The following is a 23,243-nucleotide window of genomic DNA, read 5'->3' as shown; positions in this document are numbered from 1 at the left end:
CGGGTCACGACACGGCGCATCCCTGCGCCACTTCACATCAGAAACTGTACTTGGCCGTGAGCATCATGTTGCGCGGTGTGCCGTAGGTGTCGCCGCCGTAGCTGGTCGAGTTGGAGATGGACGAGTAGTACTTGCGGTCGAACACGTTGTTGGCGTTCAGCTGCAGGTCCAGGTTGCGGGTCAGCCGGTAGCCGGCCATCAGATCGGTGACGGCGTAGCCACCCTGTTCCAGGCGATAGCTGCCACCGTTGGCCAGCGCCACGTCGTTGTACAGGCGGCTCTGCCACGACACGTTGCCACCCACGCGCAGTTTCTCCAGCGGGCCCTGGAAGCGGTAGGTGGTGGTCAGCTTGAACAGGTGCTCGGGCGTGTCGGTGTCAAAGCGCTGGTTGACGTTCTGCGGGTTGGCGGCGTCCTTGAGGGTGTGCACGCGGGCATAGGTGTAGCCACCGCCCACCTGCCAGTTCTCGGTCAGCGCACCCTGCAGCTCGAAGTCGATACCCTGGCTGCGGATCTCGCCCGAGGCCTCGTAGCATTCGGTCTGCGGGCAGTTCGGCACGAACACCTGCACCGCGCGGTTTTCCTGGTCGATGCGAAACAGCGCCAGGCTGGCGTTGAGCGCACCCTCGAAGTACTCGCCCTTGATGCCCACCTCGTAGTTCTTGCCCACGATCGGCTTGACCGGGGTGCCGGAGGTGCCCTTGCTGCTCTGCGGGGTGAAGATGTCGCTGTAGCTGACGTAGACCGAGTGATGCTCGTCCAGGTCGTAGATCAGCCCGGCATAGCGGGTGACGTTGCGGGTGACCTTGTAGTCGCCGTCGCCATCGCGGTTGTCGTAGTCATACCAGTCCAGGCGCCCGCCCAGGATCAGCTTGAGCGGGTCGGCCAGGCTCAGGCGGGTGGTCAGGTACACGCCGTCCTGGGTGGTCACTTCGCGGCTGTTGCCGGTGTGGGTGAAGTTCGGCTTGCCTGCATTGATCGGCCAGTTGGGGTCGTAGGGGGCATAGTTGTGGGTGGTCATGTCGTAGATGCGCTTGCTGGCACCCACCACCAGTTCATGGGTGCGCCCCAGCGCCTCGAAGGGCCCGCTGACAAAGGCATCCACGCCGGCCTGGTTTTCATCGTGGGCCGACTGGTACACGGTGCGTGCCAGCGTGTTGTTGACCCAGCGCGACTGGTACGAGCCGGAGAACAGCGCGTTCTGCTCGGAATAGTTGGCGTTGACCTGCAGCTTCCAGTCGTTGGCCAGGCGCTGGCGTACCTCGGCAAAGACGGTGTTGATCTCCTGGTCCTTGTTCTCCCAGGGGGTACCCGGGTTGTACGAGCGCGGCAGGTTCAGGTGATGGCCGTCCAGGCCGACCATCGAGGCGCCCCAGAAGTAGTTGGTCTTGTCCTTCTGGTTGGAGAAGCCGAGGGTCAGGGTGGTGTCGTCGCTCAGGTCCGCCTCGGTGATGGCGTAGAACAGGCCGTGGGTCTCGTCCACGCCATCGACGAAGCTGTTGCTGTCGCGGTAGGACGTCACCACCCGACCGCGCAGGGTGCCGCTGTCGTTGAGCGGGCTGGAGGCATCGACCTCGCCGCGGTAGTCGTCCCAGCTGCCGGCCGCACCGGTGAGGGTGACCTTCTGTTCGGCCAGCGGGCGCTTGCGCACCAGGTTGATGGCAGCCGAAGGGTTGCCCGCACCGGTCACCAGCCCGGTGGCGCCGCGCACCACCTCCACCCGGTCGAACATCGCCAGGTTCGGCTGGGCGCCCACGGTCCAGCCCTGGTAGCCACTGGGGATGCCGTCGTACATCAGGTTGTCGATATCGAAACCGCGCGCCGAATACGTCTGCCGGCCAGGGCCGCTGGAGAAGTCGAGGAACAGCCCCGGGGTGGCCTTGACCACGTCGTTGATGCTGGTCATGGCCTGGTCGTCCATGCGCTGGCGGGTAATCACGGTAACGGCCTGGGGCGTTTCGCGCAGGGTCAGCGGCAACTTGGTCGCCGTCGACATGGCGCCGGTGGTGTATGACTGGGTGCCTTCGGTGGTACTGCCCAGTTGAGTGTTGAGGATTTCGGTGGCGCCCAGCTCCAGGGTCGCAGCCTTGGCTGGCTGCGGTGTCGAAGAGCTGTCATCGGCCAGGGCGGGGGTCAGGGTGCCCATGCAGATGGCCATGGCCAACAGATTGCGGGGCAGGCCGGAGCAATGCGGCGGGGTAGGGCGCGACATGAAGGGTTCCAGTGGTAGTGATAAAAATAATACATATGAGAATCGTTACCAAATGGTGTGTCAAGGTGTGTCGCAATAAATAGCGGCGTTCTGGTCGATGCCGCGTCCTCTGCTAGGTTTCTGATCATCGCCTTTTGTCACCCCACCCTCAGGCATTCGGGCAAGGAAGCAGCCGGTACGAAGAACAGGCCAACCAGCCCTTCGAAAAGGGCTTCCCGACCGAAGCGACGGCGCGCTGTCTCATCGACGAGCTGGTGTTCCAGCGCTACGTACAGTCGTATCTGTGGGCGTGAGTGGGCCTGGGACAATGTTACCCAGGGCTCTTCTTCTGAAGAGCCCTAAGTCGATTTCAAATACCGATATAACGTCTGGCGACTGATATCGAAATCACGCGCCAGCCGGGATTTACTTTCTCCCGCGCGGGCGCGCTCAATTAAACTTACAACCTGATTGTCGGACAGTTTCTTCTTTCGACCTCGGTAGGAACCCCGATTTCTTGCAGTTGCAATACCGGCGGCCTGTTTTTCGCGCAGTGCCGCGCGCTCGAACTCTGCAAGCAACTCCATGGCCGCGACAATGGGGCCCGCAACTTCACGGCCGTCATCTCGGAATGTCAGGTTTTCATCCACAAACTTGAGCGTGACCTGTTTTTCGATCAAGCGGCGAATGAAGTTGCACAACTGCTCGGTATTGGCCGAAAGCGAGGCCATGCTGTCCACGATCACGGTATCCCCGCACTGCAGGTAACGCAGCAGCTTTTCAAAGCCTGCGCGGTGGGTGGCCGTGTCTGCAGGGGCATCGTAAAACACCGCGTCGAAGGCATCGGGGCTGGCTGGGCTGGGTACGCTGGCATCGGGTTTCGGTGAGGCGAGCCGGCAATATCTGATGCGATGCAATCTCATGGTGCCTCCTTGGCAATACTTGTACGGCGTCGTTTTATAACTGTACAACCTGTAACTAAATTAAAAATCCTTACAGGTAACTGTCACGCTGAACCCACCCAAAATACACAGTTGCAAAGACTTTTACTTGCCTTATCATTTTGAAGCTTGAAAGGATCTTAACAAGCTTCACGCAAACAGTCGATTTGCGTTCATATAATGCGCGCATGCATTCACCTACCCGTTGTATAGCCCGAACAATTGACGCGGCCGGTTTGTCCTGGCGGGGGATTGTCCGACACAAACAGAGGATGAGGTATGAAAGTCTTGGAGGCAGCAATGGAACTTGAACGCCCCACTACCGATCAGCAAAAGATTGATCATGTTACCCGGCGTATTACCGAACATGGTAATTACCTGCGCCAGCGCTATCCGATCCTGCAACATCAGAATGCGCTGGGCGCAGGTGTCATGGCGGTGTCGCTGATCGGCATGGTGGTGAGTGGGGGGCTCTACCTGCAGGGGTCCATTCCTGCCTGGGGCTGCATTCTGATCAACGCGCTGCTGACCTCGTTCATTCATGAAATAGAACACGATCTGATTCATCGTCTTTATTTCAGAAAACAGCCGCTGGCGCACAATGCCATGATGTTTTTATGCTGGTTGGCTCGGCCGGGAATGCCCAGCCCCTGGTTAAGGCGAAGTTTGCACTTTCATCACCATAAAGAGTCAGGCACCGAGACGGATGTGGAAGCCTGGATCACCACCAGTGGCAGCCCCTGGGGTGTACTGCGGTTGTTGAAACTGGTGGACGGGTTCATCTTCGGTTTTCTCAATGCGGTATTTGCCCCAGGCTGGCGGGAGAAAGTCCGCTTGCTGGTCAAGATCGTCCGGCTCAATACACCCTTCGGGCTGTTGTACTGGGGTTGCTGGTATGTGTTTCTCGGCTACCACCTGTATGCCTGGCTTGGCGCGGTCAGCGGGCACGAGGTGCACAGTTCCGCGACCACACTGGCGGTGATGGACGTGGTCAACAGTGTGGTCGTGATTCTGGTCGCGCCCAACCTGATCCGGCAGTTCTGCCTGTTTTTCATCAGTTCGAACATGCACTATTACGGTGATGTGGCACCGCGCAATGCGCTGCAGCAAACTCAGGTCATGAACGCCTGGTGGCTATGGCCGTTCCAATTGTTCTGCTTCAACTTCGGCAGCACCCACAGTATTCACCACTTCGTTGTCAGGGACCCGTTCTACCTGCGCCAGATGACCGCGCCTTATGCGCATCAAGTCATGGCCGAGGCCGGTGTTCGGTTCAATGACTTCGGCACCTATAAACGCGCGAATCGTTATTCCCTGGCACACACGCACACGCGCTCGCGTGGATGAACGTTCCATCAACCTGTGTGTTTGAGGGGGCGCCCCAGGGGGCGCAGTCGATAGTCAGGTTCACGAGCCAACAGTAATGCGTTCGGGTCTGTCAGGCGCCGAGACAATCATTGTCGCCTGGCAGGTCTGCTACGCAGCAACGTCGCTCGGTTACAGGGCAACATTTCAACGACGAGGAAGACGAGGCATGAAAGCGCAAGGGATATGTGCCCAGCCCTTCGAGGCGGTCCGGCAGGCCTTCGAAGCGATGTTCGATGATCCGCAGGAGCGGGGTGCCGGGCTCTGTGTGCAGGTGGACGGGGAGCGGGTCGTCGACCTGTGGGCCGGTGTGGCGGACCAGGAGGGCGGCAGGCCCTGGACGCACGACACGCTGGCCAACACCTTCTGTGTTGTAAAACCCTATGTGGCAGTGGCCATCCTGATGCTGGTCGAGGCGGGCCGGCTGGAACTGGATGCGCCGGTGGCCCGCTACTGGCCCGAGTTCGCCCGCAACGGCAAGGCCAGGGTCAGTGTGCGTCAGGTGATGAACCACACCGCCGGCCTGCCGGCGCTGCGGGGCCCCGACCATAACCCGATGATGTATGACTGGGAGCACATGGTGCGGGTGCTGGAAGACGAGCCGCTGTGGTGGGAACCGGGCACCGACCTGGGCTACGGCACCACCACCTTTGGCTGGATTCTGGGCGAGCTGATTCGTCGGGTGGACGGGCGCGACCCCTGCGCCTTCATCCATGAACAGATGCTGGACCCCCACGGCCTGGACGTGCACCTTGGCGTGGACGAGACGCAGTTTCACCGTATCGCTCGCTTCGACAGTGCCTCCGGGCGCGTTGGCGACCCCTACTCGCAAGCGCTGCGCACGGTGGTGAAGAGCGAGCCCTCGCATATCGCCACATTCGCCTTCACCAACCCCGGCATGGTGCCCCGGCGCACCAGTGACCCGCGCTGGTGGGCCTATCGGCAACCCGGGGTGTGTGGCCATGCCACCGCTCACGGCCTGGCCGGTTTCTACAGTGCGCTGCTGGCGGGCCACTTCATCGGCCCTGAACTGCTCGACGAATTCACCCGAGAGCACAGTCATGGCATGGATCGGGTATGGATGCGGCCAATGCGCTACGGGCTGGGCTGCATGCTGGAGCAGCAAATCGACCCGGCGGCTACCCACGCCATGGGCCCGGACACCTTCGGCCATATCGGGCTTGGCGGCCCGATCAGCTTTGCCGACCCCGAGCGGCGCGTGAGTTTCGGTTTCGTCACCACGACCTCGGGCGGCCACAGCATGATCGATCCGCGCCCCGGCCGGCTGTCAGCCCTTGTCTATGCGGCGCTTTGAGCGCGGCGCCAGCGTGCAGCGGCAGTTGCCCGCGGGTGGCGTCGCTCACCTCGAGCCAGCAGGGATGTCCCGCGGCTGATCCACATCCCTGAGGATGCCCGCATCCTCCACCGGCACCTGGACGCAGGCGTCGTGCGCGCCGCGCACGATGTCCTTGCCGCCCTGATCGCCCTGCAGGCATGCGAGGGCCGGCCAGAACTGTCGACCGAAGATCACCGGATGCCCACGCACCCCGTGATGCAGCGGCAGCACGATCTGCCGGGCGTTGCACAGGGCCTTCAACTGCTTGAGCGTCTGCGCCTGCACCCACGGCATATCGCCCAGCAACACCGCCACGGCCGGGGCCGGTGACTGTTCCAGCGCACGCACCCCGGCTGCCAGGCTGCTGCCCATGCCCTGGTCGGCCTGCTCGGCCCACAGAACCCGTACCCGCCCGTCAATTGCCAGGGTCGCGGGATCGTCCCCGGGCCTGAGTACCACCCGGACGTCGTCGAACGCCTCCAGTGCCCGTGCCAGCGTGGCTGCCAGCAGCGTTTGCCCCGACGCCAGCCGTGCCAGGCGCTTGTCGCTGCCAAAGCGCCTGGCACGGCCTGCAGCCAGCACCAGGGCGATGCAGTCACCCTGGGTGCGCACAACACGATGCCTGAGTCAGTGGCGGGTGCTCCACCTGGGGCTGGGTCGGCCCCGCGCCGACAGCGCCGGGCAGGGGTACGCCGTTCTTCACCGCCAGCACCTCGGCCATCACGCTCACCGCAATCTCCCCTGGGGTCTTGCTGGCGATGTAGAGCCCGATGGGCCCATGCAGGCGCCGCAGCGATTCCGGCGTCTGGCCAAAATGCCCGATCAAGCGCTGGCGGCGGCTCTCGCTGTTGCGCCGCGAGCCAATCGCCCCGATGTACATCGCCGGCCCGCGCAGCGCTTCGATCAGCGCCAGGTCATCCAGCCTGGGGTCATGGCTCAGGGCAATCACGCAGGTGCGAGCATCCACCGCAAACGCGCGCACCACGTCGTCCGGCATGCCCATCAGCTTCTCTACCCCGGCGACCGTCCACACGTCCATGTGCTCGGGCCGCGGATCACACACCGACACCTTGAACCCGTTGAACAGCGCCATCACCGCCACGTACTCGGCCAGCACACCGGCGCCGATCAGCAGCATCCGGTAAGCCGGCCCCAGCGGGTTGCTCAGCCGCTGCCCATCGAAGCTGAACGGTGCATGGGGCTGGTCGGCCTGCACCGTCACCTCGCCCGAGGCCAGGTCAAGCTCGCGGCGCATCAGTACTCCCTCATCAAGCAGCGCCAGCAAACGGCCCAGCGCCTGCGCGCAGGGTGCGAACTCCAGCACCAGTTCCAGGGTGCCGCCACATGGCAGGCCGAACCGGTGCGCCTCGTCCGCACTCACGCCGTAGCGCACCACCTGTGGCGCGCCGCCTGGCACCCCCGGCCCGCCATGGAGGCTGCTGTACCGGTCAATCAGGTCGTCCTCGATGCACCCGCCCGACACACTGCCCACCGCGCGCCCGTCCTGCCTGAGCACCATCATCGAGCCCGCCGGTCGCGGCGACGAGCCCCAGGTGCGCACCACGGTGGCCAGCAGGCAGCGCTCGCCGCCGGCAAGCCACTCCCGGGCAGTTCGCAGCACCAGCAGGTCAATGCTTTCCATGGGGTGTCCTCGACAGGCGTTGCAATGGCATGGGGGCTTCCTGGTTGTGATGCTCAACGCATCTGCAAGATGATCGGGTTGCTGCTGGCCGGCCCGGTGTGCTCGCGCAGCTTGCCCACCGCCTTGGCCTCTACCGCGCCACCGTGATTGCCCCAGGTGCTGCGCACAAAACTCAGCACCTCGGCAATTTCCCGGTCCGACAGCTGTTCGCGAAATGCCGGCATGCGGTAGGCGTCCGGCACGTCCGCGGCGACGATGCGCTGCGAGCCGTTCAAGGTGATGTTGATGGCCGATGCGTCCTCCCCGGCCAGTGCCGAGGTGGCGCCGGCCAGGGGTGGCATCCACTCGGCCTGGCCGCGCCCGTCCAGGCCATGGCAGGTCGCGCAGCGGCTCACGTAGGTATGCGCGCCGGGGGCCGAGGATGCGGCCGACAGCTCGCTCGCCTGGTACTGCCATGCCGGCCCGTCGCGGCTGGGGTCGCCGGGCAGCGACTTGAGGTAGTGCGCGATCGCGCCCAGGTCTTCGTCGCTCATGAACTGCGTGGAGTTGTTGAACGCCTCGGTCATCGAGCCGTACACCACCGCGTGCCGGTTGCGCCCGTGCTTGAGGAAGCTGACGATATCCGCCTCGTTCCAGCGCCCGAGCCCGGTGTTGGGGTCGTTGCGCAGGCTCGGCGCATACCAGCCATCCAGCAGCCCGCCGGCCAGATACGTCTTGCTGGCCTCGTTCAGGCCCTTCTCGTTGAAGGCCAGGCCGCGCGGCGTATGGCAACTGCCGCAGTGGCCCGGCCCCTGCACGATGTAGGCACCGCGGTTCCACTGCGCATCCTGGTCCGGCTTGGCCGGGTAGGGCGCGGGGTCGGTGAACAGGCCGTTCCACAGCGCAATCGGCCAGCGCAGGTTCAGTGGCCAGGGGATTTCGCTGGGCTTGTTGGCCTGCGCCGCCGGGCTCACCCCGTGCATGAAGAAGGCATACAGCGCGCGGATATCGTCGTCACTGAGCTTGGCATACGAGGGGTAGGGCATGGCCGGGTACAGCCGGCGACCGTCCGGGGTCACCCCATGGCGCACGGCGCGGTCGAAGTCGGCCAGGCTGTAGGCGCCGATGCCGGTGGCGCGGTCGGCGGTGATGTTGGTGGCGTAGATCGCGCCCAGCGGGGTGGCCATCTTCAGCCCGCCGGTAAACGGCGCCGCCTCTGGCAGGCTGTGGCAGGCCACGCAGTCGCCCAGCCGCGCCACGTACTCGCCGCGTTGCACCAGGGCCGGGTCTGGCGGTGCGGCACTGGCCTGGGCAGCGAAGGGCGACGCCGGCGTGCGGGTCACGTACCAGGCCAGCACGGCTGCGATGACGAGGCACAGCAGCGCGAAACAGCCCAGCGTTGTTGCGAGTCGACTCTTGGTCATGTGCGCGATGTCCCTGATCGAGGCCTAGCTGAAGGTGTAGCGCGACAGCGGCATGCTGCGGATGCGCTGGCCGGTCAGGTGCGCCACCGCATTGGCCACCGCCGGGGCCACCGCCGGCAATGGCGGCTCGCCGATACCGCCCATCTTCGCGCCGCTCTCGACGATGCGTACATGTACCCGCGCCATGCGCTGCGCCGACAGGATCGGGTACAGGTCATAGTTGCGTGCGCGCGGCTGGCTATTCACGTACACCGCTTCCTCCACCAGTGCCTGCGACAGCCCCAGCGACACCGCGCCATTGACCTGCGCCTCGATGATCGCCGGGTTGACGATGCTGCCGGGGTCGATGGCCTCCCAGATATCGTGCACCTTCACCTGGCCCTGCTCGATGGACACCTCGGCGATCACCGCCGCCTCCGAGCCGAACGGCGAGGCCATGGCCACACCCCGAGCGCGCCGCGAGCCGTCCTCGGCGGTGAACGGGCCACGCTTCCAGCCACCGGACAGATCGCCCACCGCCTGCAGCAGGTTGGTCAGGCGCTGGTTGTCGCGCAGCAGGTGCAGGCGCAGTTCGAACGGGTCCTGCTTGCCCTTGTCGGCCAGCTCATCGAGGAACGCCTCATAGAAGAAGTCATTCAGCGAGTTGCCCACCGAACGCCAGTAACCGAGCATCGCCGGGCCTTTCACATAGACCTGGGCGATACGTTTGCTGGGGATGGCGTAGGCCTTGCCCGACAGCCCTTCGAGTGCCGTGGGGTCGATTTTCTCGCCCTGCTTGCCGGCGATGGCTTCGGTGGGGCCTTCGGTGGCGCTGACTGCCTCGATGGCCACCGGCAGGCCCTGGGCGTCGAGTGCGGCGCGGAACTTGACCACGGCCATGGGGCGCAGCGCGTCACGCAGAAACTCCTCTTCGCGGCTCCAGATCAGCTTGACCGGGCGCCCGACTGCCTTGGCCAGCAGGATCGCCTGAGGGTAGGGGTTGGCGCTGTCGTACAGGAAGTGGCGGCCGAAAAAGCCGCCCAGCAGCGGCGAGTGCAGGGTGATCTGTGACGGGTCCAGGCCGGTGCGCTTGGCCATGTCGGCGCGGAACATGTCGGGCGCCTGGTTGGGCAGCCACACCTCCAGCGTGCCGTCGGGGTTGAAGCGCGCCAGGGCCGAAGGCGGCTCCAGCTGTGCATGGTTGAGGAACTGGTTGTGGTAGGTGGCCTCCACCTGGGTGGCGGCGTTGGCAAAGGCTTTGCCGAAGTCGCCTTCATTCTCCTCGTCGCGGGCCGGGCCGGTGGCCGCGGCCAACTGGTCGCGAAAGGCGTCACTGGAAAAGTCCGCAGGCATCTGGCGCACCTTCGAGTCGGCCGATGCCTCCAGCCACTGCACCTGCACGGCCTCCACCGCGCGCTTGGCGTGCCACCAGCGCTCGGCCACCACGGCCACCGCACCGGGCAGCCGATGCACCGAATGCACGCCCTTCATGGCTTTCACCTGCGCCTCGTTGCGCAGCTCGCCCACGCGCATGCCCAGGCGCGGTGCATGCTGCACCGCGGCATGCAGCATGCCGTCGACCTTCACGTCGATGCTGTACACGGCCTTGCCGGTGGACTTGTCATAGGCGTCCACCCGTTGCACCGGCTTGCCGATCCAGCGGAACTGGCTGGGGTCGCGCAGCGTCACGCTGGCAGGGTCTGGCACGGGCAGGTCCATGGCCTGGCCTGCCAGTTCGCCATAGCCCAGCGTGCGCCCCGACGCGGCGTGTATCACCCGGCCGGGCTCGGTGCTCAGGTCGCCCACCGGCACGCCCAGGCGCTCGGCAGCGGCCTGCAGGAGCATGGCGCGGGCCAGGGCGCCGAGGCGGCGCATGGTCGGGTAGCTGGTGCGCACCGACATGCTGCCGCCGGTGATACGCATGCCGTTGTCCATCACCACGTACTGCTCGCCGGGCGGTGCGCTGTCGATCAAAAAGGTGGCGGGGTCGGCATCGAGCTCTTCGCCCACGATCTGCGCCATGGCCGTGAAGATGCCCTGGCCGCCCTCCATGAACGGGCTGAGCAGGCGGATGCGGCCGTCCGGGCGGATCTCCAGGAAGGCCGGCACCTGGGTGCCGGGCGCCGCTGCGTTGCCCGTGGCGGCCTGCACACGGCTCAGGCCCAGGGGCAGGCCGAAGCCCAGCACCAGTGCGCCCACTGCCGTGCCGGCGCTTGCCAGCAAGAAGCTGCGGCGCGAGATATTGACCGGCTCACCCACAGGGAAGGGCTGGGCCACGCCGGTAACGCGCAGGCTGTCGTTCATCAGGCGTTCTCCTGCGCGGCGGCCACGTCGTGCACGGCGGCATGGATGGCGTTGTAGGTGCCGCAACGGCACAGGTTGACCATTGCGGCAGCAATCTGGGCATCGCTCGGGTGCGGGGTGTGCTTGAGCAGGGCAGTGGCCGCCATCACCTGGCCCGACTGGCAGTAACCGCACTGGGCCACCTGGTGCTTGACCCAGGCGCTGACCACGCGCTTGCCCACGGCGTCGGCCTCCACGGCTTCGATGGTGGTGATTTCGCGCCCCACCACGCCGGCCACCGGGGTCACGCAGGCACGCACCACGGCGCCGTCCACCAGCACCGAGCAGGCGCCGCACTGGGCCAGGCCGCAGCCGTACTTGGTACCGGTCAGGCCCAGGTCATCGCGGATTACCCACAGCAGGGGCGTGTCCGCGTCAGCATCGACCTCGTAGGTCGTCTGGTTGATTCGCAGTTGCATGGCTCACCCGTCATCAGTCGGTCAGGTCTTGATTTCTTATGGGCGTGGCCGTGCGCAAGGCGCAGGCCACCCATAGACGCTAGCACACGGGGCGGCGGGGGCCGTTGAAGGGGCGGGTCAGGTGACGATCAGCAGGGGTTGGCCAGGTCCAGCTTGGCCACGATGGCGCCGGTGAAGAAGTCCACCACCTCGCCACGATGGCTCAGCACGTGGTCGCCAAACCAGTCAGCGGCCAGTCGCGCCTTGGGCATGATGGTGGTCTCGGTATGGCCGGTGGCGGTTGCGATGATGAGATCGCCGGCGAGCGTGGAGCTGTCGGTGGGCGAGGTCGGCAGGCACAGGTGGCTGCCGGATTCGTTGAACAGGATCCGGCCCGAGCCGACATGGCCATACGCACTGACGTCCTTGGTCCATACCGTTGCGCCCTCGCGGTCGCAGCACAGCAGCTGGTTGTTCTCCCCGGTCACGAACAGGTACTGCCCGTCGCGGGAAAAGCGCAGGCTGCGCACCTTTGCCTCCAGCGGCACGCTGACCCTGCCGATTTCGCCGCTGGCGCAATCGACCGTCAGCACGCCATTGCGGGCACGCTCGTCGGGGGCCCAGAGCCTGCCCTGCAGCGGGTCGATGCTGCCGAACCTGGCGTCCACGTCACGCTCCACCGGGTCGCTGTGTTCACCGCTGTCCAGGTCGATGATCACCGGGCGTTTCTTGCCATTGGCCACGCTGACCAGCGCGTAGCGGGCGCTGGGGTCGAAGCGTGCCCAGTACGATAGCAGGTTCTGGGTTGCATGCAGCGGCGCGCCGTCGTGCACAAGGTTCAGCCGCGAGCGGCTGGCCCCGCGCACCACCAGCCACTTGACCCCGCTCAGCGCGATGCGGCGTTGGTCGCGCGCGATGTCCCACACGCTGTCGTCGGGCTGGGCGAAAGCCGGCCGGCTCAGGGTGCCGGTGTCGGGATGGTACTGCACGAGGCAGGGCGGGCGAACGGTGTCGTCCTTGTCGAAGAACACCAGGCGGCGCGGTACATCGATGTACATTGGGACTCCCAGGGCCAGCGTGCGAAACGATGCAGGATAAAGCCTGATTGCGCTGGGCAAAAGCACTTGCTCATGACAGTTCTGCCAGGCAGCGCTCCAGGATATCCAGCCCGCGCTCCAGCACGTCTGCCTCGGCGGTCAAAGGCGCCAGCAACCTGATGATGTGCCGCGCCTTGCCCGCCGGCATCAGCAGCAGCCCGGCCGCGCGTGCCTTCTCCAGCACCTCGGCCAGTTGTGCGGTGGCCGGCTTGCCTTGTGGCGTGACCAGCTCGATGCCGCGCATGGCGCCCACACCGGTCAGTCGCCCGAGGTACGGCGTCAACCCGCTGGCCTTCCACGCTTCATAACGCCCGACGATGGCGCGCTCCTGCAGCTCGCCCCAGGTCGCCAGGTTGGCATCGCTCATCAGTTCCAGGGTCGCCAACCCTGCCGCACAGGCCAGCGGGTTGCCCGAATAGGTGCCGCCCAGGCCACCCTTGGGCAGGCTGGCCATCAGCTCGCGCCGGCCTACCACCGCTCCCAGCGGCACGCCGCCGGCAATGCTCTTGCCCAACAGCAGCAGATCCGGCTCGATGCCCAGCCGCGGGAAGCCGAAGCGCTGGCCGGTGCGGCCAAAGCCCGACTGGATCTCGTCGATGATGATCAGGATGCCGTGTGCATCGCAGAACGTGCGCAGGGCCTGGGCAAAGGTGGGGTCCATTGCCAGGAAGCCGGCTTCGCCCTGCACCGGCTCGAAGATGAAGCAGGCCACTTCGTTGACGTCGATCTCGACGCTGAACAGGCGCTCCAGCGCCTGCATCGCCTGCTCGCCGGTCACGCCGTTGTCGGCGCTGGGGTAGGGCAGGTGGAACACCGGGCCGGGCAGCACGCCGACCTTCTGCTTGTAGGGCGCCACCTTGCCATTGAGGTTGAGCGTGGCCAGGGTACGTCCGTGGAAGCCGCCATCGAAGGCCACCACCGCCGTACGCCCGGTGGCGGCGCGCGCCACCTTCAGGGCGTTCTCCGCCGCCTCGGCGCCACTGTTGGTGAGCATGCCTGCCATCGGGTAGCTCAGTGGCACGAACGCTTCCAGGCGTTGCATGAACTGCACATAGGGCCCGTGCGGGACGGCGTTGAACGCCGCATGGGTCAGTTGCGTGGCCTGATGCTGGATGGCGCTGACGATCGCCGGGTTGCAATGCCCCAGGTTGAGTACGCCGATACCGCCCACGAAGTCGATGTAGTGCTTGCCATCGGTATCCCACACCTGGGCATTGCGCCCGTGTGAAAGTGTAATGGGATGCACAATGGAAAGAGATCGGCTGATTGTTTCGTGCGTCATGGGCAAGTACCTGGGTGACGGAAGTTTTTATATATCTAAGCCAACATCCGGCAAACGCCACAAGCGAAATAAAGTCGAGCAATCATTCCGTCAAATCGTGATCCTGCCCTGTATCCACTCGATGAACGCCTTCACCTTCGGCACCTGCGCCGCATGCTCGGCATGGGCGATGAAGTGCGCGCCCTCGCTGGGCATGGTGTGCGCCCAGGCCACCACCAGCTTGCCCTCGGCCAGTTCTTCGGCCACCAGGTAGCGTGGCACCAGGGCGATGCCGCAGCCGGCCTGGGCCGCGCGGATGCACAGGTAGAAGGTGTCGAAGCGCGGCCCGTGGTAGCTGTGCTGGGACTGCAGGTCCTGCTGCAGGAACCACTCGTGCCAGGCCTCCGGGCGCGAGGTGCATTGCAGCAAGGGGTGGCGGGCGAGGTCTTCGGCGCTGCGTGGCAGCGCTGCCGCGATCAGCTCGGGGTGACACACCGGCACCACCTCTTCATGGAACAGCTCGATGCAGGTGGCCCCCGGCCAGGTGCCCTGGCCGAAGAAAAACGCGATGTCGGCCTTGTTGTTGAGCAGGTCGAAGGGTTCCAGCTCGCTCTTGATGTCCAGATGGATGTTCGGGTGCTGCCGGCTGAAACCGTGCAGGTTGGGCACCAGCCAGCGTGCGCCGAAGGTGGGTTGGGTGGCCACGGTCAGCACCTGGGTCTCGCCGCCGTAGGTCAGGATGTAGCGGCTGGAGATGTCCAGCTGGGTGAGGATCTTGTTCACCTCGGCCAGGTACAGCGAGCCTGCAGGGGTCAGGTGCAGGCGCCGGCGCACGCGTTGGAACAGGTTGTGGCAGAGCATCTCCTCGAGTTGCGCCACCTGCTTGCTCACCGCGCTCTGGGTCAGGTGCAGCTCCTGCGCGGCGCGGGTGAAGCTCAGGTGGCGGGCCGCCGCTTCGAAGCATTGCAGGGTGGTGGTGGAGGGCATCAAACGCTTGGACATCGAGGGCACCGGGCAGATGAAAAGGACTGAGTTCATTCCATGGAGGAATCATGTGGTGATAAAAGGTCGTTTGTAAGCAGCCTGTTCGCAGATTAATACTGACCTGCGTCAATCATTTCAACTGCTAGTTTCGATGCCCCGAGGGACCGGGAAAAGTGCGTCCGAAACTTATCGAAAAGAGGCCGATCAGTACCCGTTACATTACGTTTGATGCCCAAAAAACAATAACGGCTCCTTACATTTCTGCTGCCGCACACTTTCCATGAAGACCTTGGCCTGACCTGCGCGGTCATCGCGCAACCAGGTGCAGCAGGCATTGGCCAGAGAGGCAACCATGTCGTCCCTACAAGAAAAACCGCAACGCTCGCTCAAGCACGGCCTGACCTCGCGTCAGGTCTCGATGATCTCCATCGCCGGCATCATCGGCGCCGGTTTGTTCATCGGTTCGTCCAACGCCATCGCCAAGGCCGGTCCGGCCATCCTCATCTCCTACATGATTACCGGCCTGCTGGTGCTGCTGGTGATGCGCATGCTCGGCGAAATGGCCATCGCCGACCCCAACAGCGGCTCGTTCTCCACCTACGCCGGGCGGGCCATCGGGCCATGGGCTGGCTTCACCATCGGCTGGCTGTACTGGTGGTTCTGGGTACTGATCATTCCGGTCGAGGCAATCGCCGGTGCCGACATCCTGCACGCCTGGTACCCCGACGTGCCGTCCTGGGCCTTTGCCTTCCTGATCATGATCGTACTGTCGTGCAGCAACCTGATCAGCGTGAAGAACTTCGGCAAGTTCGAGTACTGGTTCGCCCTGGTCAAGGTGGTGGCGATCATCGGCTTTTTGGTGGTGTGCCTGATGGGGGTGAGCGGTGTATGGCCGCTGGCGCAGACCTCGGGCGTCGAGAACCTGTGGTCCAATGGCGGCTTCATGCCCAACGGCTTCGGCGCCGTGCTGGCCGGCGTGCTGGTGACCATCTTCTCGTTCTTCGGTGCCGAGATCGTCACCATTGCCGCCGACGAAACCGCCAACCCGAAAGACAAGATCCGCCGCGCCACCAACCTGGTGGTGTACCGCATCGCGATCTTCTACGTGTTCTCGATCTTCTTCATCGTCGCGCTGGTGCCGTGGAATGACCCGCGCCTGCTGCAGGTGGGTTCGTTCCAGCGCGCGCTGGAAATCCTCAACGTGCCGGGTGCCAAGTTTCTGATCGACGTGGTGGTGCTGGTGGCGGTCACCAGTTGCATGAACTCGGGGCTGTATACCGCTTCGCGCATGCTCTATTCACTGGGCGCACGGGGTGAGGCGCACCCGCTGACCAAGCGTATTTCCGGCAGTGGCGTGCCCACCGTGGCGGTGCTGTTGTCGACCCTGGCCGGGTTTGTCGGTTGCTTCGTGAACTTCGCCTTCCCGGGCAAGGTGTTCGGCTTCCTGCTGTCGACCACCGGGGCCATCGCGCTGCTGGTGTACCTGGTGATTGCCGTGTCGCAGCTGCGCATGCGTGCCATCGTCGAGCGCGAGGGCACCGAGCTGGCGTTCAAGATGTGGCTGTTCCCGTGGCTGACCTGGCTGGTGATCGTGGTGATTTCGCTGGTGCTGGGCTACATGCTGTTCAGCCCCGACTACCGCTACGAGACCTTGATGACGGCGGCGGTGACGGCGTTGATCCTGGGCATCGCGTTCTACCGCAAGCGGGCGCGTATCGAGCATCAGCCGCAGGCGATGACCGAGCAGGGTTAGCGAGCGCTGCGCACTCGATCGCCGGCAAGGCCGGCTCCTGCAGGATCATCGTGACTCCTGCAGGAGCCGGCGAAGACGTCGCTACAGGCCTCAGCCGAAAATGTCGCGCACGCTGCTGCGATAGAACTCGAACGCCGCCAGCGCCCCATCCACCGCCTGGCGCTCCTGTTCCTCACTCAGCACCAGTGCATCGATCAACCCCACGAACTGGCGCCACTGCAGCGCACGCCCGTCCGGGTGCGGCGCCAGATGCCGGGCGCCACGCTCCGCGTCCAGCCCCAGTTGCTGGGTCTGCCTGAACAGAAACGCCGCCCCCAGGTTCGAGCCCTCGCTGCAGTACAGCCAGCCCAGTGCTTCAGCTGGCGCAGACAGCTGCACAGGTGCCGGTACACCGGGCACCGGCAGGCCAAGGTCGCGCAGGTCGGCCTGCACTGCCTCGAACCGCGACAGCGCCGCCAGCCCGGGCAATGTGCGGTTCAACTGCGCATCGCCATACAAGGCTTGAAGGCTGCCATGAAAGCGGTGCTGCACTTGCAGAAACAATGCATAGCGCTCGCGGCTCTCGAACGGTCGAACGCCCAGCACCAGCGTATCGACACTGTCGTGCTCGCGGCGGCTGGCGGCCTTGAGGCGTTGGCAGCGGCCGGTTTCGGGCGCAGGGGAGGCGGGGGCATTCATGGTCGGGGTCTCATGTCGGCAGTGAGCAGGCATTGGTAATGCCAATGCCTAGACTCTCTCGCGCCATCGTCGTTCCGTGCAGCACCCGGCCTGCCAGGCGAGCGTCTTCAATGCGTGGATCTGCAATGGCATCTTCATCCCGGGTCATTCGTCTCTGAACTGCATTCGTGGGCGTTATGGCCAGCGGATGCTTGCATGCGCTCCAGGTACGGTCAAGCGCCGCGCAGGGCGGGTAGATGCGGGGTTGAGCAGGGGTGTCGAGCAGGCCCCTGCACCCGCAGCGCGGGCGCAGGGGCTGCCAGGTTCATGCCGGTGCAGCGGCTGTCTTGACTGCCCGCGGCTTGCGCAGCTGTTCCAGGCGTGAACCGCTGTAGGTGGTCTCGCGGAAGAACTTCCAGCGCCCGAACAGGCAGTACACGTGCGCCACGCGCCCCTGTTCGTGATAACCCATGCGCAGGTGCAGCTTCATGGCCGGTACGTTGTGCGTCTCGACCACGTCCACCACCTTGTTGCAGCCCTGGGCCTGCATGGCCGCCCACAGGTTGACCTGGGCATCCACCGACAGCCTGGTGCCGAAGTACGACGGGGTCATCTCGCCGCCGAACTCGAAGAACTCGCCCTCCTTGACCGGGAAGGTGCAGCCGTAATAGTGACGGTCCAGGTAGTCGCGCTTGCTGCCCCAGATGAACGCCACCGCATTGTCGGCATCGTCCAGGTACATGTGCCCGGTGTGGCCTTCGCGGGCAAGCTCGGCCATGGTCTGCACACGGTCGCCGAAGTGGCGGGCAAAGGCGACGGCGTTGTCCTCGGTGATGGTCACCAGGCGCACCGGCTTGTGCGGTCGCAGGTTGTGCGGCGGTACCGCACTGACCAGGTCGCGCTCCATCCACAGCAGTTCCCAGTGATAGAACACATGGCGTTCCCAGAGGGTTCTGGCGACGCGGCGAAGGCCTTTTCTTCTGATCTTGTCGCGCAGGTTCTGCAAAGCACCCATGGTGCCTCCTTGCCGGATAGGGCGGATGAAACGGTGGGTTTGATGAAATCTTTTTCATGGTATAGCCCAGCGTTTTGACGGCGTGTCAAAAAGCCATCGCAGCGGTTGTTTCAAAATATGTGTAACAAGGGTGAACCGCTCTACACCGGAGGTTACCGGCATAGAGCAGTTGATCGGAAAGGTCTGACGCTTTTTTGACGATTTAATGGCGCCTGAATCAAGGCGCGGTTCTGCTCAGGCGATGAAGGTGTCAGGGGCCCGTGGCCGGGCCCGCGGCGCCAGGTGAGCGAGGCGCTTGCCGCTGTAGTGGGTGGTGCGCGAGAACCGCCAGCAACCGAACACTCTGTAGGCGTGGGTGATGCGACCCTGTTCCTGATAATCCAGCTGCAGGTGCATCTTCACCGCCTGCACGTTGTCCAGCGCCACCACATTGACGATGCGCGTACACCCCTTGGCCAGCATGGCGGACCACAGGTCGAGCTGGGCCTGGGTCGACAGGCCTGTACCGAAGTAGGCGCGGTCGACTTCCCCGGCAAACTGGAAGTATTCGCCCGGCTGCACCGGGAAGGTGCAGCCGTAGTAATGGCGGTCGTGGTAATCGCGGGTGCTGGCCCACACCATCGCCACCGCGTTGCCGTGGCTGTCCACGTACATGTGGCCGGTGTGGCCCTGTTCGGCGAGGTCGGTCATGGCCTGCACCTGGCCAGGGAAGTAACGGCTGAAGGCCTCGGTATTGTGGGGTGTTATCGCTACCAGGTGCACTGGCGGGCAGGTGCGCCTGCGTTGCGCGGCGACGGGCGCAAGGGGGCTGCGCTGCAACCACACCAGTTGCCAGTGCGAGAAGATGTAGCGGCGCCACAGCGGGCGAAGCGCACGCAGCAAGCCTTTTTGTCTGATGCGCTGGTGGGCGATTTCGATCAATTGCATGAGAACTCCGACAGGTTTTATTCCAGGAGCTCCGATTAGGCGTCCACCGGCAGTTGCATGCCATCGGCCTTCTCTACAGCCCTGGTAAGCTGAAGGTCATGCGCGCTGCATGACCTTGCAACCCGGGGCGTAGGCGCTCAGGCGTCGGTGTCGTGCAGCTGCGGCGCCGGCTCGCTGTCGGCCTTGCGTCTGGCCCGCGGGGCCAGGTGGGCCAGGCGCGAGCCGCTGTAGTGGGTCACGCGGGAGAAGTACCAGCGCCCGAAGAACCTGTACGCGTGGGTGATGCGACCCTGTTCGTGGTAGTCCAGGTGCAGGTGCATCTTGACTGCCTGTGCGTTGTCCAGCGCCACCACCACCACGATGCGCGTGCAGCCTTTGGCGAGCATGGCCTCCCACAGCTCGGTCTGTACCCGCGTGGACAGGCCGGTGCCGAAGTAGGCGCGCTCGACTTCGCCGGCGAACTGGAAGTATTCGCCGGGCTGTACCGGGAAGGTGCAGCCGTAGTAGTGCCGGTCGTGATAGTCACGGGTGCTGGCCCACACCATCGCCACCGCGTCACCGGCTTCGTCCAGGTACATGTGGCCGGTGTGGCCTTCGCGTGCAAGGTCGTTCATGGCCTGCAACTGGCCGGGGAAATGGCGCGCGAACGCGTCGGTATTGCTCGGGGTGATCTGGACGAGCCGCACGGGAGGGCAGGGGCGGGTGCGTTGTCGAGGCACCCTGGCCAACGGGTCGCGGTCCAGCCACACCAGTTGCCAGTGCTGGAACACGTGGCGTTGCCACAGCGGGCGCAAGGCGCGACGCAGGCCTTTTTGTCTGAGACGTTGGAGCAGTTGCGAAACTAGGCGCATACGGCCTCCTGGCAGATCCGGTACTCAAGGGACCCCGATTAGGCGTGTGTCGGTAAACCCTGACCATCGGACAATGCTGCAGCCCTTGTCAGGCTTTGCACTACTACGGGCTCATGACAAAGACACTGCATGTCCGTGGCAAGTTTCATCGGTGGGGCCGGCGCGGCGCGGCGAGCGTTATTGTCGCCCCCCGACGCATGACGTACCATCGGGCCTGCGACCCGCACCTACCTATAACAACCTTCTGCAGCGCAACACCCAGGCCGCCGGCCCAGGGGTGGCTTTTGCCTGCGCGCCTTTTGCCGCGCAGGTTTCATTGAACCCAGGGTCGCGTCTGACGCGCCCGCCCCGGAGCCTTGCCCCGTCCGATGAACAACCCCGCAGATACCCGTAATGGCAGCTGGCTCAGCGTTTTCGCGCTGGCCCTGGCTGCATTCATCTTCAACACCACCGAGTTCGTGCCGGTGGCCCTGCTCAGCGATATCGGCCGCAGCTTCGACATGCCCACCGCCCAGGTCGGGCTGATGCTGACCATCTATGCCTGGGTGGTGTCGCTGGCCTCGCTGCCGATGATGCTGATGACCCGCAACATCGAGCGACGCAAGCTGCTGGCGTTCCTGTTCGTGCTGTTCATTGCCAGCCATGTGCTGTCGAGCATGGCCACCAGCTTCGGCATGCTGCTGTTCAGCCGCATCGGTATCGCACTGGCCCACGCGGTGTTCTGGGCCATCACCGCGTCGCTGGCGGTGCGGGTGGCGCCGCCGGGCAAGCAGGCCAAGGCCCTCGGGGTGCTGGCCACCGGCACCACCCTGGCCATGGTGCTGGGCATTCCGCTGGGGCGAGTGGTGGGCGAGGCGCTGGGCTGGCGCACCACCTTCATGGGCATCGCCGGGGTCTCGGTACTGACGTTGCTTTGGCTGATGCGCTCGCTGCCGCGCCTGCCCAGCCAGAACTCCGGTTCGCTGCGCAGCCTGCCGATGCTGCTCAAGCGGCCGGCGCTGCTCTCGGTGTATGCGTTGGTGGTGCTGGGCATCACCGCGCAGTTCACCGCCTACAGCTACATCGAGCCGTTCAGCCAGCAGGTCGCGGCGATGAGCGGCGAGATGACCACCATCCTACTGTTGCTGTATGGCGGGGCGGGCATCTTCGGCTCGATTCTGTTCAGTCGCTACAGCGAGCGTTTCCCGCGGGGGTTCGCGATTGGCGCCATCGGCGCCATCGCCCTGAGCCTGTTGCTGCTGGCCCCGCTGGCAGTCAACCCGACCCTGCTCTGCGCGCTGAGCATGGTGTGGGGCATGGCGATCATGTGTTTCAGCCTGGCCCTGCAATCGAAGGTGCTGGTGCTGGCTTCCGATGCCACCGACGTGGCCATGGCCATGTTCTCGGGGCTGTACAACGTGGGCATCGGTGGCGGGGCGTTGCTGGGCAGCCTGGTCAGCACCCACATGGGCCTTGGCGACATCGGCCTGGTGGGCGGCGCGGTCGCGGTCAGCGGCCTGGTGCTGTGTTGCGTGACCACCTACCGCTATGCCGGGGTGCTGGGCGCCGACAAACCGGCGTAAGCACCTCACCAGGGGCGCAGGCCCCGCTCGCTGAAGTAGCGCTCCACGGCGGCGGTGGAGGCCGAGGGTTCGGCCAGCGCCACGTAGCTGTCGGGGCGCAGCAGGTACAGCGCGTTGCGTGCCAGGCCGGCGGCCGTGCAGGCGGCCGACCAGGGGTAAACCTGCAGTGGCAGCTGGCGTGCGGCGCACCAGGCGCTCAGTTCCTTGCTGGCCAGGCCGTACACGTGTACCTGCCAGCCCAGGTGCGACAGCGCGCTGAAATTGTCGTGTTCCTGCGTGACCACCCAGGGCAGGCGGTCGCCGCCCTGCACATGGCCGGCGCTGCCGAAGCTCAGCGGCATCAGGCGGTAGTTCAGGCCCAGCTGCGAGACCGTGCGAAACAGCAGGCTGCGCGCCTTGGCGAATGCCGCCATGCGCGGTATCAGCACCGGTGCCAGGCGCGTACGCAACAGGTTGGCGATGCTGCCATCGGCGGTAGCGAAGGTGAACACCTGGTCGGTGGTGGCCACCAGGCGCCGGGCGAAGGCCATGCGCTCGACCGGGTAGCTGTCGAGCAGGTCGTCGTGGGCCTTGCCCTTGAGTACGCTGCACAGCTTCCAGGCCAGGTTGATTGCATCGCCGATGCCGGTGTTCATGCCCTGGCCGCCGGCCGGGCTGTGCACGTGCGCGGCGTCGCCGAGCAGGAAGGCGCGCTGCTGGCGGAAATGCCCGGCCACGCGATGGTGTACGCGGTAGGTGGAAAACCAGTTGACCTTGAGCACCTGCAGTTGCAGGTGCTCGATGGCGCGTTGGCTGACATCCTCGAAACGCAGTTGCTCGGGGTGTTCGGCGCGTGCGTCGCGCACCGTGCCGATCAACCGCGCGCGGCCTGCGCCGGCCAGCGGGAACACCGCCAGAAAGTCCGCCTCGTCCAGGTCCACGTGCAGCTCGCCGTTCATGGGCGGGCCGCTGGCATCCACGTCGGCCACGTAGAACAGCTGCTGGTAGGTGCCGCCGGGGAAGTCGACATGCAGGCCGTTGCGCACGGCCGAATGGGCGCCGTCGCAGCCGGCCAGGTAATGCGTCTCGCAGTCTTGCTCGCTGCCGTCGGGCAGGCGCAGGCGTGCGCTGACGGTGGTGTCGTGCTGGGTGAAACCGAGCAGTTCGGTGCTGCGTTCGACCTCCACGCCAAGGCCGCGCAGGCGCTCGATCAGCAGGTTCTCGTGCTGGTCCTGCGGGTAGATTTCGAGAAAGGGGTAGGGCGTGAGGTTGGCGCCGATGCTGTCCAAAGGCAGGCGTGCGGCGGGCTCGCCCTTGACCCAGAGGTTGGCGGCGGGCACCTGGTGGCCGGCGCCAACGACCGCGTCGGCCAGGTCCAGCTGGCGGTACAGCTCCAGGGTGCGGGCTTGCACGGCGAGCGCGCGGGAGGTGGTGCCGGCGGCGCTGGTCCTGTCGAGGATACGTACCGAGATGCCCAGCTTGCTCAGCCACAGGGCCAGGACCAGGCCGGTGGGCCCGGCGCCGATGATCAGGACGTCAGAGTGGGGCATGGCGCGGTC

The 23,243-nt window shown here is 65.1% G+C and carries 19 protein-coding genes; 4 read left to right on the top strand and 15 right to left on the bottom strand.

The genetic code is table 11. The features are described from left to right. Window positions 1-37: 37 nt before the first annotated feature. Together NP552_RS03260 and NP552_RS03255 are read right to left on the bottom strand one after the other, a co-directional pair. Complete coding sequence (locus NP552_RS03260; protein WP_274096427.1) at window positions 38-2,212, bottom strand: TonB-dependent siderophore receptor; 2,175 nt, start codon at window positions 2,210-2,212, stop codon at window positions 38-40. A 338-nt stretch (window positions 2,213-2,550) separates the two neighbouring features. After that, window positions 2,551-3,114 carry a recombinase family protein gene (locus NP552_RS03255; protein WP_043862978.1) on the bottom strand — a complete coding sequence of 188 codons (564 nt, stop codon included), beginning with the start codon at window positions 3,112-3,114 and terminating at the stop codon, window positions 2,551-2,553. Window positions 3,115-3,411: 297 nt separating this feature from the next. Between NP552_RS03255 and NP552_RS03250 the strand changes: the two genes are divergently transcribed. Both NP552_RS03250 and NP552_RS03245 read left to right on the top strand, forming a co-directional pair. Further along, window positions 3,412-4,479: a fatty acid desaturase gene (locus NP552_RS03250; RefSeq protein WP_043862977.1), complete on the top strand. Its 1,068-nt coding sequence runs from the start codon at window positions 3,412-3,414 to the stop codon at window positions 4,477-4,479. Between the two features lie 187 nt (window positions 4,480-4,666). Then, a complete protein-coding gene (locus NP552_RS03245) occupies window positions 4,667-5,812 on the top strand; it encodes a serine hydrolase domain-containing protein (RefSeq protein ID WP_274096426.1) in 1,146 nt (381 codons plus the stop codon). Between the two features lie 45 nt (window positions 5,813-5,857). Here the strand turns inward: NP552_RS03245 and NP552_RS03240 are convergent, their stop codons facing one another. The 8 genes from NP552_RS03240 to gcvA form a co-directional block, all read right to left on the bottom strand. Further along, window positions 5,858-6,445 carry a nucleotidyltransferase family protein gene (locus NP552_RS03240; protein WP_274096425.1) on the bottom strand — a complete coding sequence of 196 codons (588 nt, stop codon included), beginning with the start codon at window positions 6,443-6,445 and terminating at the stop codon, window positions 5,858-5,860. Continuing rightward, the gene (locus NP552_RS03235; RefSeq protein ID WP_274096424.1) at window positions 6,429-7,475 is read right to left on the bottom strand and encodes an XdhC family protein; all 1,047 of its coding nucleotides are present in this window, start codon (window positions 7,473-7,475) and stop codon (window positions 6,429-6,431) included. The genes NP552_RS03240 and NP552_RS03235 overlap by 17 nt, the downstream gene beginning before the upstream one ends. 53 nt (window positions 7,476-7,528) lie before the next feature. Continuing rightward, window positions 7,529-8,878: a c-type cytochrome gene (locus NP552_RS03230; protein ID WP_274096423.1), complete on the bottom strand. Its 1,350-nt coding sequence runs from the start codon at window positions 8,876-8,878 to the stop codon at window positions 7,529-7,531. A gap of 24 nt (window positions 8,879-8,902) precedes the next feature. Continuing rightward, window positions 8,903-11,161, bottom strand: coding sequence for a xanthine dehydrogenase family protein molybdopterin-binding subunit (locus NP552_RS03225; protein ID WP_274096422.1), 2,259 nt, complete (start codon window positions 11,159-11,161; stop codon window positions 8,903-8,905). Beyond that, complete coding sequence (locus NP552_RS03220; protein WP_043862972.1) at window positions 11,161-11,619, bottom strand: (2Fe-2S)-binding protein; 459 nt, start codon at window positions 11,617-11,619, stop codon at window positions 11,161-11,163. Before NP552_RS03220 ends, NP552_RS03225 begins: the two co-directional genes overlap by 1 nt. Window positions 11,620-11,747: 128 nt before the next feature. Continuing rightward, window positions 11,748-12,656 carry a YncE family protein gene (locus NP552_RS03215; RefSeq protein WP_274096421.1) on the bottom strand — a complete coding sequence of 303 codons (909 nt, stop codon included), beginning with the start codon at window positions 12,654-12,656 and terminating at the stop codon, window positions 11,748-11,750. A 70-nt stretch (window positions 12,657-12,726) separates the two neighbouring features. After that, the gene (locus NP552_RS03210) at window positions 12,727-13,977 is read right to left on the bottom strand and encodes a 2-aminoadipate transaminase (protein ID WP_274096420.1); all 1,251 of its coding nucleotides are present in this window, start codon (window positions 13,975-13,977) and stop codon (window positions 12,727-12,729) included. A 90-nt stretch (window positions 13,978-14,067) separates the two neighbouring features. Further along, entirely contained in the window at window positions 14,068-14,958 is an 891-nt protein-coding gene (gene gcvA / locus NP552_RS03205) for a transcriptional regulator GcvA (protein WP_274096419.1), read from the bottom strand. 334 nt (window positions 14,959-15,292) lie between these two features. On the opposite strand from gcvA, the gene NP552_RS03200 reads away from it, so the two are divergent. Then, window positions 15,293-16,693 carry an amino acid permease gene (locus tag NP552_RS03200; RefSeq protein ID WP_054915402.1) on the top strand — a complete coding sequence of 467 codons (1,401 nt, stop codon included), beginning with the start codon at window positions 15,293-15,295 and terminating at the stop codon, window positions 16,691-16,693. Between the two features lie 90 nt (window positions 16,694-16,783). On the opposite strand, the gene NP552_RS03195 is transcribed toward NP552_RS03200, so the two are convergent. The 4 genes from NP552_RS03195 to NP552_RS03180 all read right to left on the bottom strand — a co-directional run bounded on the left by NP552_RS03195 (window position 16,784) and on the right by NP552_RS03180 (window position 20,143). Continuing rightward, entirely contained in the window at window positions 16,784-17,371 is a 588-nt protein-coding gene (locus NP552_RS03195) for a biliverdin-producing heme oxygenase (protein ID WP_274096418.1), read from the bottom strand. Window positions 17,372-17,675: 304 nt separating this feature from the next. Beyond that, window positions 17,676-18,365: an N-acetyltransferase gene (locus NP552_RS03190; RefSeq protein WP_104573074.1), complete on the bottom strand. Its 690-nt coding sequence runs from the start codon at window positions 18,363-18,365 to the stop codon at window positions 17,676-17,678. Between the two features lie 234 nt (window positions 18,366-18,599). Continuing rightward, window positions 18,600-19,292 (bottom strand): hypothetical protein, encoded by a 693-nt coding sequence (locus NP552_RS03185; RefSeq protein WP_054915399.1) that lies wholly within the window; start codon window positions 19,290-19,292, stop codon window positions 18,600-18,602. Between the two features lie 137 nt (window positions 19,293-19,429). Beyond that, entirely contained in the window at window positions 19,430-20,143 is a 714-nt protein-coding gene (locus NP552_RS03180; RefSeq protein WP_229589264.1) for a GNAT family N-acetyltransferase, read from the bottom strand. A 368-nt stretch (window positions 20,144-20,511) separates the two neighbouring features. Between NP552_RS03180 and NP552_RS03175 the strand changes: the two genes are divergently transcribed. Further along, complete coding sequence (locus NP552_RS03175) at window positions 20,512-21,705, top strand: sugar transporter (RefSeq protein WP_043862964.1); 1,194 nt, start codon at window positions 20,512-20,514, stop codon at window positions 21,703-21,705. Window positions 21,706-21,710: 5 nt separating this feature from the next. Here the strand turns inward: NP552_RS03175 and NP552_RS03170 are convergent, their stop codons facing one another. Further along, window positions 21,711-23,234, bottom strand: coding sequence for an FAD-dependent oxidoreductase (locus NP552_RS03170; protein WP_274096417.1), 1,524 nt, complete (start codon window positions 23,232-23,234; stop codon window positions 21,711-21,713). Window positions 23,235-23,243: the final 9 nt, after the last annotated feature.

Origin of the sequence: Pseudomonas sp. 8209, assembly GCF_028682105.1 — a bacterium.
Classification (GTDB): Bacteria; Pseudomonadota; Gammaproteobacteria; order Pseudomonadales; family Pseudomonadaceae; genus Aquipseudomonas; species Aquipseudomonas palmensis.
This window is presented reverse-complemented; position numbering and strand designations above follow the sequence as displayed.

Bases quoted from the DNA above. Each gene is read 5' to 3' on its own strand.
- NP552_RS03260 (WP_274096427.1), bottom strand. From the start codon at position 2,212: ATGTCGCGCCCTACCCCGCCGCATTGCTCCGGCCTGCCCCGCAATCTG.
- NP552_RS03255 (WP_043862978.1), bottom strand. From the start codon at position 3,114: ATGAGATTGCATCGCATCAGATATTGCCGGCTCGCCTCACCGAAACCC.
- NP552_RS03250 (WP_043862977.1), top strand. From the start codon at position 3,412: ATGAAAGTCTTGGAGGCAGCAATGGAACTTGAACGCCCCACTACCGAT.
- NP552_RS03245 (WP_274096426.1), top strand. From the start codon at position 4,667: ATGAAAGCGCAAGGGATATGTGCCCAGCCCTTCGAGGCGGTCCGGCAG.
- NP552_RS03235 (WP_274096424.1), bottom strand. From the start codon at position 7,475: ATGGAAAGCATTGACCTGCTGGTGCTGCGAACTGCCCGGGAGTGGCTT.
- NP552_RS03230 (WP_274096423.1), bottom strand. From the start codon at position 8,878: ATGACCAAGAGTCGACTCGCAACAACGCTGGGCTGTTTCGCGCTGCTG.
- NP552_RS03225 (WP_274096422.1), bottom strand. From the start codon at position 11,161: ATGAACGACAGCCTGCGCGTTACCGGCGTGGCCCAGCCCTTCCCTGTG.
- NP552_RS03220 (WP_043862972.1), bottom strand. From the start codon at position 11,619: ATGCAACTGCGAATCAACCAGACGACCTACGAGGTCGATGCTGACGCG.
- NP552_RS03215 (WP_274096421.1), bottom strand. From the start codon at position 12,656: ATGTACATCGATGTACCGCGCCGCCTGGTGTTCTTCGACAAGGACGAC.
- NP552_RS03210 (WP_274096420.1), bottom strand. From the start codon at position 13,977: ATGACGCACGAAACAATCAGCCGATCTCTTTCCATTGTGCATCCCATT.
- gcvA (WP_274096419.1), bottom strand. From the start codon at position 14,958: ATGTCCAAGCGTTTGATGCCCTCCACCACCACCCTGCAATGCTTCGAA.
- NP552_RS03200 (WP_054915402.1), top strand. From the start codon at position 15,293: ATGTCGTCCCTACAAGAAAAACCGCAACGCTCGCTCAAGCACGGCCTG.
- NP552_RS03195 (WP_274096418.1), bottom strand. From the start codon at position 17,371: ATGAATGCCCCCGCCTCCCCTGCGCCCGAAACCGGCCGCTGCCAACGC.
- NP552_RS03190 (WP_104573074.1), bottom strand. From the start codon at position 18,365: ATGGGTGCTTTGCAGAACCTGCGCGACAAGATCAGAAGAAAAGGCCTT.
- NP552_RS03185 (WP_054915399.1), bottom strand. From the start codon at position 19,292: ATGCAATTGATCGAAATCGCCCACCAGCGCATCAGACAAAAAGGCTTG.
- NP552_RS03180 (WP_229589264.1), bottom strand. From the start codon at position 20,143: ATGCGCCTAGTTTCGCAACTGCTCCAACGTCTCAGACAAAAAGGCCTG.
- NP552_RS03175 (WP_043862964.1), top strand. From the start codon at position 20,512: ATGAACAACCCCGCAGATACCCGTAATGGCAGCTGGCTCAGCGTTTTC.
- NP552_RS03170 (WP_274096417.1), bottom strand. From the start codon at position 23,234: ATGCCCCACTCTGACGTCCTGATCATCGGCGCCGGGCCCACCGGCCTG.